We start from the raw sequence: 16,036 nt of genomic DNA on the forward strand, positions 1-16,036 counted from the left end.
ATTTCTTTAACGATTGCGACAACCCTAACGCGAGTCACGCCGGTCCGCATCGCGCCGAAGGCCTCGCGGGCGATGAAATTGCTGAAGGATTGGGCAAGCATGAGGGGAAAAGACGGCGTGGCCGTCAGGGCAGCATATCGCGCAGCCACGCCTCGGAATCCGGGGAAAGGCCGGACCACGCCGCCTTCGGGCCGACGGCCGTCACCAGCAGCAGGCCGCTGCGGGTGAAGCCCCGCCGCGCCAGGGCGCGCTTGAAATGACTGACGAGGTAGGAGGGCGACAGGTCGGTGGAGACGAGGATGCTGTCCTCCGCCACCGCCCAATGCGCATCCGCCACTTCCCACACGGCATCGCGCACGGCCTTGCGCATCTCCTCCACGCCCCCGGCCTCCGGGCTGGCATCCGCCGCATCGGCGGGTTCTGGACGATGGATGACGAGGGACAGGCTCATGCCCGGATTGTTGCCCCAAACCGTCGCTTCGCCTAGGGCCTGTGGACACCTGGCCCGGGATGCGATCGGCGAGTGGATTTTCGTGCCTGGCAGGAGGGGGCGGGGCGGCGATGGGGTTCCATCGTCGCCCTGACCCCGACGCCCCAGGCGCGGAAAGACGCCGCCGAGCGCGCCCGCAGCCACGTGTCCTCAGGCCCTAGCCCGGAAGGCGCGCCCCCTGGTCGTGCGCCGCCAGGCGGTCCCGCTGCCAGGCCGGGGTGTCCTGCATCAGCCCCAGCGCCACCAGCGCCTCCGGCCCCTGCCATTCCCGGGCGTCCGGCCCGGCAAGGGCGAAGGCGGGGTCGGCTTCCAGCTTGCGGAGGTAGCGGCGGTATTCGCGGGAACCGTCGTAGTGGATGCCCCGCGTCACCGCATCGACGGCGCGTTCGTGGAAATCCTGCAGGAACTTGAAGTGCAGCAGCACGCCGGTCGGCTGTTCCGCCGCCATCCGCATGGGCGCGATCCGGTGGGTGGAGGCCAGCAGCGCCGCGCCGTCCCGCCAGCGGATCAGGGGCAGCTTCGTCAGAGTGGGTGATCGCGGCGGCGCCAGCGCCAGGAACCGGGCATCGGTCCTCAGCGCCGGGATGCGCAGGCCGAGGTTGAACAGCTTCTGCCGGACCCAGCGCAGCCCCCGCGTCGGGTCGGCCTCCGGGAAGAACAGCCTCTCCCGTACCCCGCCATAGTCCAGCGTGCCGGGGAAGCCCTCGATCGCTTCGCGGCGCAGGCGGGGCGGTTCGAACAGCGGCGCGGCGGCGCGCAGATCCTCCCCGGCGCGATAGCCGCACTCCGCCAGCGCCCCGCGCGGGAAGCAGTCCAGCAGGATGGTGCGGAAGGCTTCCGCGCCCGCCGCGTCCAGGTGCCGGGTCAGGGCGCGCAGCCCGCCCCGGTCGCTGCCCGGGAAGACCAGCTGTTCATCGGCATCCAGCACCAGCGCCCAATGGCCGCGTCCCCAGGCATCCAGCACCGCATTGGCCCAGGCGATGCCGAAGCCGGAGGCCGGGTAGTCCCCCGGCGCATCGACCAGATGCGCCCCGGCTTGCAGCGCCACATCCCGCGTGCCGTCGGTGGAGCGGTTGTCGATGACGATGACGCGGTCGACGCCGAGCGCGCGGGCGGCATCGAGGGCGGCGGGCAGGCGCAGCGCCTCGTTCCGCACGACCAGCACGGCCAGGATCTCCCCGGGCCGGGGCGCGGGCGGCGGGCCGATCGGGGCCAGGCCGTCGGGCAGGGTGGGCCGCGGGCTGCGCGCCGTGGCGATGGAGCCGCCCAGGATCCGGGCGGTGACCATGGGGTCGTCATGGAAGGGGGCGGCGAAGGGCAGGCCGCTGCCGAAGGCCGCCGGCAGATCCGCCAGCCCCAGCGCCGCCCCATCCGGCCGCCGATGCGCCAGCGGCGCCGGGGGCGGCGGCAGGCTGGCGCGGGCGCGGGCGACGAGGGTTTGCGCATCGGCCGGGCCTTCGGCCGCCAGCCGCCGGGCGGTCGGGGCGGCCAGGCACCAGGCATCGCCCGGCCCGATGCCGGGATGGTCGCCCGCCAGCAGCGCGGTGGCGATCGCCGCCGGGCGGCGCAGGGGCAGGGCGCCGGGCGGCAGCCAGGCAAGGCAGCGGAGGCCGGGATCGGCCAGCGCCTGCCGCAGCGCCGCCTCGTCCTGCCCCGGTATGGCCCGCGCCCCCCAGCCGGCGAGCCGGTCCGCCAGCCCTGGCGCGGCGCCCAGCACCGCCACGCCGAGGAGCGGCGCGGGCGCGGGATCGGCGGCGGTGGTCGGTCGAAAGCAGGCGGTGCTCACGGGAAGGGTCGTCTCCGGTCAGGGCATCCGCGCAACGTCCCGGCTGCGATGCGGTTGCCTGCCGGGGGGGCGGGGCGGTCAGGCCATGGGGGCGGGGCGCGCGGGCTCCGCCGCCGGCCCGGGCAGGGGCGCACGCCGCCCGCGCCACCAGGCGAGGCCGCCGCGGATGACGATGCCGGCGCGGCGGCGGATGTCGCGCAGCCCCTCCTTCACCTCCGCCCGCCAGAAGAAGGGCTTCACGGGGTGCCAGAGCATGTCGGGCCTCGTGCCCATCCGGTACAGCGGCGGCTTGAACACCAGCGTGCCGGGGGCGAGGTTCACCTGCAGCGGCGTGTTCGTGTAGTGCCGCCCGCGGTAGCGCCGGGGCGTCATCGGCCCATCGCCGCCGAGGTCGAGCACCGTCAGCCCCGCTTCCATGCCGAGCGTGGGCCAGGTGGCCTCGCAATGCCCGCCCCAGCCTTCGCGATAGGCCGTGTCCATCACCCGCATCATGGTGGCAGAGGCGCGGTAGATCGGCAGGAAGGCGCGCCACTGCCGCGATTCCGGCACCGGCATCGGCGCATGCAGCGACGGCCAGTTGTACCAGTCGGGGTCGGAGACCCGCGGGATCAGCCCGGGCACCAGCAGGTCCGCCGGGTCATCCTCGAAAGTGGCAAGGAAGCGGCTCCACCGGCCGGAATAGCGGACATCGTATTCCACCACCCAGTAGCGGGCGTGCTGCGGCTGGGCGCGCCAGTAATGCAGGGCGATGAGGTCGGTGTGCCCGCCGGCCCAGAGGGTCCAGGCCTCGCCGCCGGATTTGGCGGGATAGGCGGGGTCGCGCATCTCCGGGGAGCGGACGATGTGGTGCGGCACCGCCGCCAGGCGCCGGGGCACCGGCGCGCCGGGGGCCAGGTGGATCACCACCACCGGCTGGATATGCGGCGGGCAGCCCGCGCGGAGCTGGTCGAAGGCCCGGGCCGCCCAGCGATCGAAGAAGTGGGTCTGGAACAGCAGCGCGGTGGTCGGCGGCATGGCGGGGCCTTGTCGTGCGGCGCGCATCGGGCGCCGTGATCGTCGCGCCCCAGCCTGCGCGCTGCGCGATCGCAATGCGCCTCAAGATGCCGCGACGCACGCGGATGGGAGGGCGCTTCTGGCAACCGCGTGAGTGGCGGAACCTTCGCCTTGCGGCCGCGCTTCCCCAGCCAGTCGTTCCGGCACCGCGGCGGGCGCCGGGCCATCAGGGAAATCACGTCATGACGGTGCGCAAGGCAGTCATCCTCGCGGGCGGCTACGGGACCCGGCTGATGGAGGAGACGGAGACACGGCCGAAGCCGATGGTGGAGATCGGCGGGCGGCCGATCCTGTGGCACATCATGAAGATCTATTCGGCGCACGGCATCAACGAGTTCGTGATCGCGCTGGGCTACAAGGGCTACATGATCAAGGAGTTCTTCGCGAACTACCGGCTGCACATGTCCGACGTCACCTTCGACTACGGCCGCAACGACATCTCCACCCATGTCGGCCGCGCGGAAGCCTGGAAGGTGACGCTGGTGGATACGGGGGCGGAGACGATGACGGGCGGGCGGCTGAAGCGCCTGGCGGATTACGTCGGCGACGAGCCCTTCTGCATGACCTATGGCGACGGCGTCGCGCAGATCGATATCCGCGGGCTGATCGACTACCACGAAAGCCATGGCCGCGCCGCCACCGTGACGGCGGTGCGCCCGCCCAGCCGCTTCGGCGCGCTGGAGACCGATGAATCGGGCCGCGTCGAGAAATTCCGGGAGAAGCCACCCGGCGACGGCATGCGCATCAATGGCGGCTTCTTCATCCTGTCGCCGCGCGTGCTGGACTACATCCCCGGCGACGAGACGGTCTTCGAGAAGGAGCCGATGGAGCGGCTGGCCGAGGATGGCGAGCTGATGGCCTGGGAGCATGACGGCTTCTGGCATTCCATGGACACGCTGCGCGACAAGCGCGCGCTGGAAGCGATGTGGAGCGCGGGCGAGGCGCCCTGGATGGACCAGCCCCGGGCCGCGGTACCGGCCTGAGGGCGCCCGCCATGGCCTGGCTGCATGAGGCATGCTGGGACGGCATGCGCGCCCCGCCGGCCGCCGCGCCGCCCTGCCGCTGCTGCGGCCTGGCGCTGGAGGAGGTGGTCGCCGATCTCGGCCTGGCGCCGCTGGATGCGGCACCGGCGCCGCCGGGGGGCGGCCTGTCCTGCCACCCGCTGCGGCTGATGGTCTGTTCGGATTGCCGCCTGGTCCAGCTGCCGCATCCCGCGCCTTCCGTGGCGCTGCCGCCTTCGGCGCCCTGGCAGGCCGAAGGCTTCGCGGCCGCCATGGTGGCGGCGCTGCGGCTGGATGCCTGGACGCCGGTGGCGGAGATCGGGCCGGGCGCCATGCTGCCCGCCCTCGCGCGCCGCGGTGTGCCCGTCATGCAGCAGCAGGCCGGCGGATTCTCCATCGACCAGGCGCGCCGCCTGCGGGCGGAGGGGCTGGAACCCGCGCTGCTGCTGGTGCCGGATGCGATGGCGGAAGCGCCTTCCCTGCACGCGCTGGCGGCGGGGCTGCGCGAATTCCTGGCGCCTGGCGGCGTGCTGATGCTGGACGTGCCGTCGCTGCAACGGATGATGGAAGGCAGGCGGATCGACCGGATCCGGCACGGCCTGCTGTCCTGGTTCACGCTGGCGACGGCGGAGATGGTGCTGGCGCAGCACGGGCTGGTGATCTTCGATGCCGTCGCCACCGGGCGCGACGGCGGCGGACTGCGGCTGCTGGCGCGCCATGCGGAGGATCGCGGCAAGCCGCTGACCCCGGCGATCGAGGCCCTGCGCCGCCGCGAGGCATCGGCCGGCCTGCCGGGGGCCGATGCCTATCGCGCCTTCGCCGTCCAGCTTGTGGAGGCCAAATGCGCGCTGCTGGATTTCCTCGTCGGCGTCCAGCGCGCGGGGCAACGCGTCATCGGGATCGGCGTGCCGCCAGCCTCCACCACGCTGCTGACGTGGTGCGGGATCGGCCCCGAATTGCTGGCCTTCACGATCGATGACGACCCCGCCCGGCAGGGGATGATGCTTGCCGGCACCAGCATCCCGATCCGTCCGCCGGCGGCGCTGGACCAGGCGAAGCCCGATTTCGTGCTGTTGCTGGCCGATGCGTCGGCGGCGCAACTGGCCTGCCGCCTGCCGGGCATCCGCGCCTGGGGCGGCCGCTTCGTCGTGCCTCTTCCCGCCATCGACATCGTCTGAGGAAGACCTCCATGCGCATCCTCATCACCGGCAACATGGGCTATGTCGGGCCCGTGGTCGCGGCGCATCTGCGCGCGACGCTGCCCGGCGCCACGCTGGTCGGCTACGACGCCGCCTTCTTCGCGGATTGCCTGACGACGACGGAAGGCCTGCCGGAATCGCTGCTGGACGCGCAGCATTTCGGCGATGTGCGGGACCTGCCCGCGTCGCTGCTGCGGGATGTGGACGCCGTGGTGCACCTGGCCGCCATCTCCAACGACCCGATGGGCCTGCGGTATGAGGCGCCCACGGCGGAGATCAATGCCCGCGCCTCGCTCCGCCTGGCGGCGCTGGCCGGGGAGGCGGGGGTGCGCCATTTCGTCTTCGCCTCCTCCTGCTCCATCTACGGCTTCGCGGAAGGCGGGCCGAGGCGGGAGGATGACGCGCTGAACCCGCTGACCGCCTATGCCCGCAGCAAGGTGGCGACCGAGGAAGCGCTGCACGCCATGGCGCCACGCGACATGACCGTGACCTGCCTGCGCTTCGCGACGGCCTGCGGCGCATCGCCGCGCACGCGGCTCGACCTGGTGCTGAACGATTTCGTCGCGGGCGCGCTGGCGAATGGGGAGATCAGCGTGCTGTCGGACGGCACGCCCTGGCGCCCGCTGATCGAGGTGCGGGACATGGCGCGCGCCGTCGCATGGGCGATCGGCCGCGATGCCGCCGCGGGGGGACAGGTGCTGTCCGTCAATGCGGGATCGGATGGCTGGAACCTGCAGGTGAAGGATCTGGCGGAGGCCTGCGTGGCCGCGATCCCCGGCACGCGGCTGTCCATCAATGCCGATGCGCCGCCTGACAAGCGGAGCTACCGCGTCGATTTCGGGCTGTTCCGCCGCCTGGCGCCGGACCACCAGCCGCGCATCGGCGTGGCGGAGGCGATCCAGGGGCTGCGCGACGGGCTGGCCGCCATCGGCTTCGCCGACCGGCACTACCGCGAGGGGCGCTTCATCCGGCTGCGCGTGCTGGATGCGCTGCGCAGCCGCGGGCGGATCGACGGCGATCTGCGCCGGCAGTCCGGGACCGTGGCGCAGCCCGCGAATGAGGTCGTGGCCAGCGCGGCCTGATCCTCAGCCCGGCGCCGGTCCACCCCGGCGCCGGGCGATCCAGTCCCGCAGCGCGCGGCGCTTCGCGCCGGCGATGATGCGCCATTCGCGGAAACCCGCGCCGATCTCGTCCTTCCAGTGCCAGGGCTTCACCGGATGCCACAGCGTGTCCCGCCGCGTGCCGGCGCGGTACATCGCGGGCTTCGCGAAGAAGGTGCCGGGGGCCAGGTAGAACTGCGCGGCGCTGGTGGCGGCGGAGGTGTAGAAGCGCCGCGCATTGCCGGGCGCGACGAAGGGGCCCTCTCCGCCGATATCCTCGATGGCAAAGCCGCGCAGCCGCGCCAGCGTGGACCAGGTGGCCTCCAGATGCCCGCCGAAGCCAGCGGCATAGGCCGCGTCCATCGTGCGGAACATGCGCTGGCTGACGCGGAACAGCGGCAGGAAGGCGGCGGTCGCGGCCTCCGCCAGCCGCTCCGGCGTCTCGATCCCGGCCAGCGAGGGCCAGCACACCCAATGCGGGTCGTGGTCGCGCGTGCGGACGCAGGTGGTGAGGAGATCCGCGTCGCTGGCCTCGAACGCATCGAAGAAGCGGGACCAGCGGCCGGTGAAGGCGACGTCGTATTCCATCACCCAGCAGCGGTCGAAATCCGGCATCGCGCGCATGGCGTGCAGCGGGATCAGGTCGCAATGACCGCCGCCCCACAGCTCCCACGCCCGGCCCGTCCAGTCCGCCGCCGCGGTCTTTCGGGGATAGGGCATGGCGCGCAGCGCATCGGTGCGGACGATGTGGTGCGGATGGCGCGCGAGGCGCGGCGGCACGGGCGCGCCGGGCGGCAGGTGCATCAGCACGCGGCAATCGAAATGGGCGGGCGCCTCCGCCACCAGGCGACGGAAGGCGCGTGCCGCCCCGGCGTCGAAGTAGTGCGTCTGCAGCAGCAGCAGCGTGCGGGCCGGCATGGGGACGAAATCCTCCGGGCTATTCGGCGGCGACCAGGCCGGCGCGGCGGGACAGGGCGCGCGGCAGGCGACCGCGCAGCATCATCCAGGCCACCGCGCCATAGACGCTGGCGCCCAGCGCCGCGGCCGCCAGCAGCTCCGCCATCGCGGAGAGCTGCAGCGTGAGTTCCAGCGCGATGACGGTGGCGGCCAGCGCGCCCGTCGCCACCAGGGCAGGCGCGATGCGCGCCAGCAGCCAGGTCAGCGGACGATCGACCTCCCGCAGCACCATCCAGGTCAGGATCGGCGGCATGATGAGGGCCTGGGACGCCCAGGCGAGGGCGACGCCGGCCGGGGTGGCGGGCTGGAAGATCGCCAGCGCCGTCAGCGGGATGATGGTGGCCGCCGCCGCGACCGTCACGTTCCGCTTCGGCTTGCCGCGCGCCACGAACAGGCTGGTCGTGTCGCCATGGATGAAGGTAACGACGGCGCTGAGCCCCACGATCTGCGCGGCATGGGCGGTCTGGTACCAGGCGGGGCCGAGCAGCGCCTGCACCAGGTCCGGCGCCGTCAGCGCGATGCCGGCGGCCAGCGGCATGCCGAGCAGCGCCTGCAACTGCGCGAGGTCCCCGAAGGCTTCCGCCTGTGCGTGGTCATCCCCCTGCAGGCCGCAGAGCCGCGGCATGGCGATGCGCGATGTCGCCTGCCACACCATCACGAGTGCGGCATCCAGCATCCGGAAGGCGAAGTGGCAGACGGCCAGCACCGCCTCCGTGGTCACGAGGCCGAGCGCCAGCAGGAACAGCCGGTAGCGCCCGACCATGACGAAGACCGCCAGCACCTGCGGCCCGGCGATGGGCCACAGCGCGGCCAGCGATGCGCGGTCGATGGCGGGGCGTGCGGCGAAGCGGCCGAGGAAGGCCATCAGCAGGAAGCTGGTGATGGTCGCGATCACCTGGTTGCCGATCATCGCCCAGGGGCCGTAGCCCTGCGCCGCCAGGCCGAGCCCCACGGCCAGCGCCAGCGGCTGGCCCAGCAGCACCCGCGCCGCCAGCAGCTTGAAGCGCTGCTGCCGCAGCACGAGGCCGGAGGCACAGCCCGAGAAGGCGGAAAGCGGCAGCAGCGGCGCCAGGGTCAGCGCCAGCGCCGTCACGGCCGGCGCATCCGCCGAACTCGCCAGGAAAGGCGCGCCGGCCGCCAGGATCAGCGCCGCCGCGCAACCCACCAGCGTGGCGCCGATCAGCGCGCTGCCGGCATGCTGCGGAGTCAGTCTCGGGTGCTGTACCACCGCATCCGTGAACAGCGTGGCGCCGGCGACATCCAGCAGCATGAAGGCCGCGATCGCCACCATGCCGGTGCCGGTGGCCTCCGGGCCGATCACGCGGCCGATGACGAGCATCGACAGCAGGGAGAACACGGCGGAGGTCGCCGTCTCCGCCAGGACCCAGGTGGGGGAGCGGGAGGCTGGGAGTCGCAGGGCGGTATTCCTTGGCAGGGGGCGGCGATTTGTGCAGTGCAATATGGCGGCTCTGCCGACACGCGCTGCTGACAACTCCGTGCCCCGGCCTAGCGCGAAGGGACGGTAACGGTTCCCGGACCCCGGGGCTGGATTTCGCCGCGCGCCCGCGCCAGCATCCGCGCCATGCCACACCGCACCCTGATCGCCGCCCATCGGGGCGGCCTTTTCCTCTGGCCCGAGAACAGCGCCCGGGCCTTCCGCGAATCCGCCACCCTCGCGGTGGAACAGGCGGAATGCGACGTGCATCTCTCCGCGGATGGGGAGGTAATCGTGATGCATGACGCGACGCTGGACCGCACCACCGACACGCGCGGCCCGGTTTCCGCCCGCAGCGCCGCCGAACTGTCACGCGTTCGCGTGCGCGGAACGGCGGGGGAGGCGCCGCCGACGCTGGCTGACTATCTCGACATCCTGGCGCCATCCGCGGTGGCGCCGCGGATCGAGATCAAGGTGGATGCGAACAACCGCCCCCATCCCGGCATCGTGCCCAAGGTGATGGCGACGCTGGATGCCAGCGGGCAGCGGGCGCGCAGCTGGATCATCGGCTTCCAGGCGGAGACGATGGCGGAGGCGCAGCAGGCCGGGGGCCTGGCGGGCGTCGCCTGGCTGTCCGAACTCTCCACGCTGCGCGACATCGGCCTGGACGGCATCATCGCGGTGGCGAAGCATCACGGCTTTCCCGAGATCGGCGTGACGGAAGGCGTGATCGACGCCGAATTCCTGGCGCGCTGCCGCGCGGCGGGGCTGGGGGTGGGGACGTGGGGCGCCAACCACGCGCCGAGCATCCGCCGGATGCTCGACATCGGCGTCGACATCTTCGCGACCGACGATCCGCCGCTGGCGATCCGCCTGCGCGACGGCGGCGCCTGAACATGTCTCAGCAAACGGGCAGCGAGTCTGCCATGGTGTAACGGGTTGCGGCTTGCCGCGCCGCATGCGTAAGCTTCGCCCCAAGGAGACGAACCAGGGGGGGACACGGCGGCGTGGCCGACGAGGATCCGATTCTGTCGGCGGAGGGCGTGAGCCTTCGCTTCGGCGGCGTGAAGGCGCTGACCGACGTCTCCTTCAGCGTCCGCAAGGGCGAGGTCTTCTCCATCATCGGCCCGAACGGCGCGGGCAAGACCTCCATGGTCAATTGCGTCTCCGGCCGGTATCGCCCGACCGAGGGGCGCATCCTGTTCGATGGGCAGGACATCACGAAGCTGGGGCCGAACCGGCGCGCGGGGCTCGGCATCGGGCGCACCTTCCAGAACCTGGCGCTGTTCGGGCATATGAGCGTGCTCGACAACATCATGGTCGGCCGCCACCATCTGCTGAAGGCCGGCTTCCTGCGCGGCATGATGTATTGGTGGGGCGGCGCGCAGCGCGAGGAACTGGCCCATCGCGCGGAGGTCGAGGAGATCATCGACTTCCTCGAGATCCAGCATGTGCGCAAGGCGCAGGCGGGCACCCTTCCATATGGTCTTCGCAAGCGCGTGGAACTGGCGCGCGCCGTCGCGCTGAAGCCGAAGCTGATCCTGCTGGATGAGCCGATGGCGGGCATGAACCTGGAGGAGAAGGAGGACATGGCCCGCTTCATCCTGGACCTCAACCAGGAATGGGGCATGACCGTGCTGATGATCGAGCACGACATGGGCGTGGTGATGGACATTTCCCATCGTGTCATGGTGCTCGACTTCGGGCGCAAGATCGCGGAGGGCCTGCCGGAGGAGGTGATGGCGCATCCGCAGGTGCGGCGCGCCTATCTCGGCGTGGACGATGAGGCGGTGAATCCCGCCGAGATCGACGCATGACCGACACGCTTCCCCGACTGCTGGCCGACAATGCGGCCAAGCATGGCAACGAGATCGCGCTGCGGGAAAAGCAGTTCGGCATCTGGCGCAGCTTCACCTGGGCCGACTACCACGCTCGCACGCGGCTGTTCGCGCTGGGGCTGAAGCGCCTCGGCGTCGAGCGGGGCGAGGTGATCGCCCTGATCGGCGACAACCGGCCGGATTGGGTGATGGGGGAGATCGCGGCCCATGCGCTGGGGTGCCGCAGCCTCGGCATCTATCGCGACGCGCTGGATGAGGAAGTGGCCTATCTGCTGGCCCATGCCGGCGCCACCATCGTCTTCGCGGAGGATGAGGAGCAGGTCGACAAGCTGCTCGCGGTCTCCGACCAGGTGCCGGGGCTGCGGCGCATCATCTACAGCGACCCCCGCGGGATGCGGAAGCTGGACGACCCGCGGCTGATGGCGGCGGAGGAATTGTGCAGGATCGGGGCTTCCGAGGACCCTGCCGATTACGATGCGCTGCTGGCAGCGATGCAGGCGGAGGATATCGCCATCCTCTGCACCACATCGGGCACCACGGCGCGGCCGAAGCTGGCGATGCTGACCAGCGGCGCGCTGGTGCGGCATTGCCGGGCCTATCTGAAAGCGGACCCCAAGGGGCCGCAGGACGAATATGTCTCCGTCCTGCCGCTGCCCTGGATCATGGAGCAGATCTACGTCCTCGGCTGGGGGCTGATCGCGCGCATGAAGGTCAACTTCGTCGAGGAGCCCGAGACGATGATGGCCGATTTCCGGGAGATCGGGCCCACCTTCGTGCTCTTCGCGCCGCGCGTCTGGGAATCGCTGGCGGCCGAGGTGCGGGCGCGGGTGATGGATGCGAGCCCGCTCAAGCGGAAGATGTTCGACCTTGGCATGAAGTTGGGGCTGGAGGCGGTGGCGAAGGGCACGCGGTCCGGCATGGCGGATACGCTGCTGTTCCGCGCGCTGCGGGACCGTCTCGGCTTCACCAACCTGACCTCCGCCGCCACGGGCGGCGCGGCGCTGGGGCCGGAGACCTTCCGCTTCTTCCAGGCCATGGGCGTGCCGCTGCGGCAATTGTACGGCCAGACGGAACTGCTGGGCGCCTATACGCTGCACCGGAAGGGGGAGGTCGATTTCGACACGGTCGGCGTGCCCTTCGACGACAGCGTCGAATTGCGCGTGCATGAGCCCGATGCGAATGGCGTGGGAGAGATCGTGACCCGCCATCCCAACATGTTCAGCGGCTATTTCGGCATGGAAGCGCCGGCCGACCTCCGCGATGGCTGGCTGCATACCGGCGATGCCGGCTATTTCGGCAAGGGCGGGCAGCTGGTCGTTATCGACCGCATCAAGGACATCGCCGAGACATCCGGCGGCGATCGCTTCAGCCCGCAATACATCGAGAACAAGCTGAAATTCTCGCCCTTCGTGGCGGAGGCGGTGGTGCTGGGCGCGGGGCAGTCGCATTTGGCGGCGATGATCTGCATCCGCTTCCCCATCGTGAGCAAATGGGCTGAGCGCAACCGCATCGCCTTCACCACCTATTCCGACCTGGCGGCGCGAACGCAGGTGCTGGATTTGCTGCGGGCGGAGGTGGTGAAGGTGAATGCCACCTTGCCGCCGGCGCAGCGCCTGCGGCAATTCGTGCTGCTCTACAAGGAACTGGATGCGGATGACGAGGAGCTGACGCGCACGCGCAAGGTGCGCCGCGGCGTCATCGCGCAGAAATACGGCGACATCATCGCGGCGATCTACCGCGGCGACGAACAGATTCCCGTGGATACGACGATCGCCTTCCAGGACGGCACGAAGCAGCGCATCCGCACCACCTTGCGCGTGATCGTGACGGATACGGTGGCGCCGGCCATGGCGGCGGAATAGGGGGCGACGATGGACCTGACGCTGCTGCTGCAACTCACGCTGAACGGGCTGATTGTCGGCGCGCTCTATGGCGTGGTCGCGATGTCCTTCGTGCTGATCTACAAGGCATCCCAGGTCGTGAACTTCGCGCAGGGGGAGTTCCTGCTCGTTGGCGCCTGGGTGTGCTGGTGGTTCCTGACGGAATGGCAGCTTCCCTTCTATGCCGGCTTCCTCTTCACCCTGGTGTTCATGACGCTGTTCGGCCTGGTGCTGCAGGTGGTGGTGCTGCGGCCGCTGATCGGGGAGCCGGTGATCAGCGTCATCATGGCAACCATCGGCCTCGGCATCTTCTTCCAGGCGCTGATGAAGTGGATTTTTGGTGTTTTTGCCAAGCCGTTTCCGCCGATCTTCACGGTGGAACGCATCAGCGTGCTGGGGCTGGAGGTGCAGACGGTCTACCTGGTCAGCCTTGGCATCTCGCTGCTCATCATGGCGGGTTTCGGCTGGTTCTTCACGGCGTCGAAGCATGGCCTCGCGATGCGGGCGACGGCCTTCGACCAGCAGGTTGCGCAGTCACTCGGCGTCTCCGTGCCGAAGGTCTTCGCCATGTCCTGGGCCATCTCGGCCGTCGTGTCGTCGGTCGCGGGTGTCGTCGTGGGCGTGGTGAATGGCGTGTCCTCCGCCTTGTCCTTCTACGGCATCAAGGTCTTCCCGGCGGTGATCCTGGGCGGGCTGGACAGCATCATCGGCGCGGTGCTGGGCGGCGTGATCGTCGGGCTGCTGGAGAACTGGGCGCACTACATCGACAGCGAATGGCTGAACTGGGGCAACATGTTCCAGATTGCGCCCTTCTACGCCCTGGTCATCATCCTGCTGATCAAGCCCTACGGGCTGTTCGGCACCAAGAATATCGAGCGCGTGTGACATGGTCGCGATGACCCCCGCGGGCGACTACCGCACCAGCTACCGCGCCGACACCACGATCTTTCCGACGCGCAACAGCCGCATCGCGCTGGTCATCGGGATCCTGCTGCTGTGCACCGCGCCGCTGCTGCTGGGGCGGTATGAACTCAGCCTGCTGATCAATATCGGCTTCCTCGGCATCGCGGCGCTGGGGCTGAACATCCTGGTTGGGTTCACCGGGCAGATCAGCATCGGGCACGCAGCCTTCTTCGGGCTCGGCGCCTTCACCTCCGCCTGGCTGCACGAGAATCTTGGCGTGCCGGTCATGCTCTGCATTCCGCTGGCGGGGATCGTGACAGCGCTGATCGGGCTCGTCTTCGGCGCGCCGGCGGCCCGCCTGAAGGGCCTCTACCTCGCCATCGCGACGCTGGCGGCGCAGTTCATCCTGGAGGATTTCTTCGCCCGCGCGCGCTGGTTCACCGGCGGCGTGGCGGGGCGGATGACGGAAAGCCCGACACTGTTCGGCTTCGCCTTCGATCGGGACGAGACCTATTTCTACCTGACGCTGGCCTGGGTGGTGATCATGTTCGTGGGCGCCGCCAATCTGATGCGGTCGCGCGATGGGCGGGCGCTGGTGGCGGTGCGGGACCATTACCTGTCGGCGGAGATGATGGGCATCAACCTGGCCTATTACCGCACGCTGAGCTTCGGGATCGCCTCGCTCTATGCCGGCATTGGCGGCGCGCTCTACGCGCATTATCTGCTCTTCGTCAGCGTGGAGGCCTTCAACATCCTCTTCTCCATCCAGTTCCTCGGCATGGTCATCATCGGCGGCCTGGGCTCCGTCATGGGCAGCCTGATGGGCGCGGCCTTCATGGTGATGCTGCCGGAGGTGACGCAATGGGGGGCGGAAGCGCTGGCGGGCAGCGCGATCGACCAGGCGCTTCGGCTCGGCGCCTCCATCTCCTTCCTGCGGGAGATGGTGGTGGGCGCGGCCATCATCCTGTTCCTGATCTTCGAGCCCGATGGGCTCGCGAGGCGGTGGCGCCTGATCAAGGCGTACTGGAAGCTCTACCCGTATTCACATTGACCGGCCCAACGCCGGCAAAGGGGAGGACCAAGGCGATGAAGGTCAAGCATCTGCTGATGGGCGCGATGGCGGCGATGGCGGCGGCGCTGCCCGCGGCCGCGCAGCGCATTCCGGTCGGGCACCTCATGGATAATTCGGGCGCCACCAGCGATGTGGGCGTGCCCTATGGCCAGGGCGTGGCGGATGCGTTGCAGTGGGTGAACCGCACGCGCAACGGCATCAATGGGCGGCAGCTCGATGTCTCCGGCTTCGACTACGGCTATGCCGCGCCGCGCGCGGTCAGCCAGTACCAGGCCTGGACGGGGCGCCAGCGCGTCGTCGCCATCCAGGGCTGGGGCACGGCGGATACGGAAGCGCTGGTGCGCTTCGTCACGCGCGACCGCATCCCCTACATCAGCGGGTCCTATGCCGCGACGCTGACGGATGCCGCCGGGCGATCCGGGCGGCAGGGCGTGGAGGCTGCACCCTTCAACTTCTTCTACGGCCCGTCCTATTCGGACGCGCTGCGCGCCATGCTGCAATGGGCGGCGCAGGATTGGCGCGCGCGGGGCCAGCAGGGGCGGCCGAAATACGTCCATATGGGCGCCAACCACCCCTATCCGAATTCGCCGAAGGAAGCGGGTGAGACGCTGGCGCGTGAACTTGGCTTCGATGTGCTGCCCGCGATCCAGTTCGCGCTGACGCCGGGCGACTACACCGCGCAATGCCTGACGCTGCGCAATGGCGGCGCCAACTACGCCTATCTCGGCAATACCGCGGGCTCCAATATCTCCGTCCTTCGCGCCTGCCAGACGGCCGGGGTGAATGTCCAGTTCATGGGCAATGTCTGGGGCATGGATGAGAACGCCATGAAGGCCGCGGGCACGGCGGCGAATGGCGTCATCTTCCCCGTCCGCACCGGCGCCGTCTGGGGCCAGGATGTGCCGGGCATGCGCGCGGTGCGGGAGATCAGCCGCATCTCCGACGCCGCCGGCACGGCCTATCGGCCGGTCCACTACCTCGCCGGCATCTGCAGCGCGATGCTGATGGTGGAGGCGATGGAGACCGCCGGTGCCAATGGCGGCCAGGTGGCGGCGGAACGCATCCGGGAAGGCTTCTACGCCCGGCAGAACTGGGTGCCGCGGGGCTTCGAGGGCGTCTGCAACCCCTCCAGCTTCGCCCCGGATGACCATCGCGGCACGCTCCGCGTCGGCATCTACCGCGCCGTCGTCAACGGCAACACCTCGGCCGGTTCGGTGGCCGAACTGGTGCAGGCCGGCACGATCAAGGTCGAACCCGTGACGGTGGTGGAGCTTGAGCGCCGCCGCGACTGGCTCGGCTGGTGAGCGAGGCGGCAACGCTTC

Annotated in this window: 14 protein-coding genes; 9 read left to right on the forward strand and 5 right to left on the reverse strand. The window is 70.2% G+C overall.

The window, feature by feature from the left end; genetic code table 11:
- Positions 1-124: 124 nt before the first annotated feature.
- The 3 genes from BM041_RS25830 to BM041_RS25840 all read right to left on the reverse strand — a co-directional run bounded on the left by BM041_RS25830 (position 125) and on the right by BM041_RS25840 (position 3,290).
- The gene (locus BM041_RS25830) at positions 125-451 is read right to left on the reverse strand and encodes a hypothetical protein (RefSeq protein ID WP_092962804.1); all 327 of its coding nucleotides are present in this window, start codon (positions 449-451) and stop codon (positions 125-127) included.
- A 196-nt stretch (positions 452-647) separates the two neighbouring features.
- Complete coding sequence (locus BM041_RS25835; RefSeq protein WP_092962805.1) at positions 648-2,276, reverse strand: glycosyltransferase family 2 protein; 1,629 nt, start codon at positions 2,274-2,276, stop codon at positions 648-650.
- 78 nt (positions 2,277-2,354) lie between these two features.
- Positions 2,355-3,290: a hypothetical protein gene (locus tag BM041_RS25840; protein ID WP_092962806.1), complete on the reverse strand. Its 936-nt coding sequence runs from the start codon at positions 3,288-3,290 to the stop codon at positions 2,355-2,357.
- A 221-nt stretch (positions 3,291-3,511) separates the two neighbouring features.
- Here BM041_RS25840 and rfbF point away from each other — a divergent pair, with 221 nt between their 5' ends.
- From rfbF to BM041_RS25855, 3 genes are read left to right on the forward strand one after another with little or no spacing between them, the layout of a single operon-like run.
- Positions 3,512-4,312, forward strand: a complete 801-nt coding sequence (rfbF, locus tag BM041_RS25845; protein ID WP_092962807.1) for a glucose-1-phosphate cytidylyltransferase — start codon at positions 3,512-3,514, stop codon at positions 4,310-4,312.
- An 11-nt stretch (positions 4,313-4,323) separates the two neighbouring features.
- On the forward strand, positions 4,324-5,508 hold the full coding sequence (locus BM041_RS25850; RefSeq protein WP_092962808.1) for a hypothetical protein: 1,185 nt from the start codon (positions 4,324-4,326) through the stop codon (positions 5,506-5,508).
- A gap of 11 nt (positions 5,509-5,519) precedes the next feature.
- Positions 5,520-6,611 carry an NAD-dependent epimerase/dehydratase family protein gene (locus tag BM041_RS25855; RefSeq protein WP_092962809.1) on the forward strand — a complete coding sequence of 364 codons (1,092 nt, stop codon included), beginning with the start codon at positions 5,520-5,522 and terminating at the stop codon, positions 6,609-6,611.
- Positions 6,612-6,614: 3 nt separating this feature from the next.
- Here the strand turns inward: BM041_RS25855 and BM041_RS25860 are convergent, their stop codons facing one another.
- Entirely contained in the window at positions 6,615-7,547 is a 933-nt protein-coding gene (locus tag BM041_RS25860; protein WP_092962810.1) for a hypothetical protein, read from the reverse strand.
- Between the two features lie 19 nt (positions 7,548-7,566).
- On the reverse strand, positions 7,567-8,943 hold the full coding sequence (locus BM041_RS25865; protein ID WP_175534183.1) for an oligosaccharide flippase family protein: 1,377 nt from the start codon (positions 8,941-8,943) through the stop codon (positions 7,567-7,569).
- Positions 8,944-9,168: 225 nt separating this feature from the next.
- Between BM041_RS25865 and BM041_RS25870 the strand changes: the two genes are divergently transcribed.
- From BM041_RS25870 to BM041_RS25895, 6 genes are all read left to right on the forward strand, one after another.
- Positions 9,169-9,915 carry a glycerophosphodiester phosphodiesterase gene (locus BM041_RS25870; protein ID WP_092962837.1) on the forward strand — a complete coding sequence of 249 codons (747 nt, stop codon included), beginning with the start codon at positions 9,169-9,171 and terminating at the stop codon, positions 9,913-9,915.
- Positions 9,916-10,028: 113 nt separating this feature from the next.
- Complete coding sequence (locus BM041_RS25875; RefSeq protein ID WP_092962812.1) at positions 10,029-10,838, forward strand: ABC transporter ATP-binding protein; 810 nt, start codon at positions 10,029-10,031, stop codon at positions 10,836-10,838.
- Positions 10,835-12,721, forward strand: coding sequence for an AMP-binding protein (locus tag BM041_RS25880; protein ID WP_092962813.1), 1,887 nt, complete (start codon positions 10,835-10,837; stop codon positions 12,719-12,721). Before BM041_RS25875 ends, BM041_RS25880 begins: the two co-directional genes overlap by 4 nt.
- 9 nt (positions 12,722-12,730) lie before the next feature.
- The gene (locus tag BM041_RS25885; RefSeq protein WP_092962814.1) at positions 12,731-13,624 is read left to right on the forward strand and encodes a branched-chain amino acid ABC transporter permease; all 894 of its coding nucleotides are present in this window, start codon (positions 12,731-12,733) and stop codon (positions 13,622-13,624) included.
- Between the two features lies 1 nt (position 13,625).
- Positions 13,626-14,693: a branched-chain amino acid ABC transporter permease gene (locus tag BM041_RS25890; protein WP_092962815.1), complete on the forward strand. Its 1,068-nt coding sequence runs from the start codon at positions 13,626-13,628 to the stop codon at positions 14,691-14,693.
- 35 nt (positions 14,694-14,728) lie between these two features.
- Positions 14,729-16,018, forward strand: a complete 1,290-nt coding sequence (locus BM041_RS25895; protein WP_092962816.1) for an ABC transporter substrate-binding protein — start codon at positions 14,729-14,731, stop codon at positions 16,016-16,018.
- The last annotated feature ends 18 nt before the right edge of the window (positions 16,019-16,036 follow it).

This window comes from Falsiroseomonas stagni DSM 19981 (assembly GCF_900114315.1).
Taxonomy (GTDB): domain Bacteria; phylum Pseudomonadota; class Alphaproteobacteria; order Acetobacterales; family Acetobacteraceae; genus Falsiroseomonas; species Falsiroseomonas stagni.

What these genes read in the sequence shown, in the direction of transcription:
- BM041_RS25890 (WP_092962815.1), top strand. Translation starts at nt 13,626, where the DNA reads ATGGTCGCGATGACCCCCGCGGGCGACTACCGCACCAGCTACCGCGCC.
- BM041_RS25880 (WP_092962813.1), top strand. Translation starts at nt 10,835, where the DNA reads ATGACCGACACGCTTCCCCGACTGCTGGCCGACAATGCGGCCAAGCAT.
- BM041_RS25855 (WP_092962809.1), top strand. Translation starts at nt 5,520, where the DNA reads ATGCGCATCCTCATCACCGGCAACATGGGCTATGTCGGGCCCGTGGTC.
- BM041_RS25830 (WP_092962804.1), bottom strand. Translation starts at nt 451, where the DNA reads ATGAGCCTGTCCCTCGTCATCCATCGTCCAGAACCCGCCGATGCGGCG.
- BM041_RS25860 (WP_092962810.1), bottom strand. Translation starts at nt 7,547, where the DNA reads ATGCCGGCCCGCACGCTGCTGCTGCTGCAGACGCACTACTTCGACGCC.
- BM041_RS25840 (WP_092962806.1), bottom strand. Translation starts at nt 3,290, where the DNA reads ATGCCGCCGACCACCGCGCTGCTGTTCCAGACCCACTTCTTCGATCGC.
- BM041_RS25895 (WP_092962816.1), top strand. Translation starts at nt 14,729, where the DNA reads ATGAAGGTCAAGCATCTGCTGATGGGCGCGATGGCGGCGATGGCGGCG.
- BM041_RS25850 (WP_092962808.1), top strand. Translation starts at nt 4,324, where the DNA reads ATGGCCTGGCTGCATGAGGCATGCTGGGACGGCATGCGCGCCCCGCCG.
- rfbF (WP_092962807.1), top strand. Translation starts at nt 3,512, where the DNA reads ATGACGGTGCGCAAGGCAGTCATCCTCGCGGGCGGCTACGGGACCCGG.
- BM041_RS25870 (WP_092962837.1), top strand. Translation starts at nt 9,169, where the DNA reads ATGCCACACCGCACCCTGATCGCCGCCCATCGGGGCGGCCTTTTCCTC.
- BM041_RS25885 (WP_092962814.1), top strand. Translation starts at nt 12,731, where the DNA reads ATGGACCTGACGCTGCTGCTGCAACTCACGCTGAACGGGCTGATTGTC.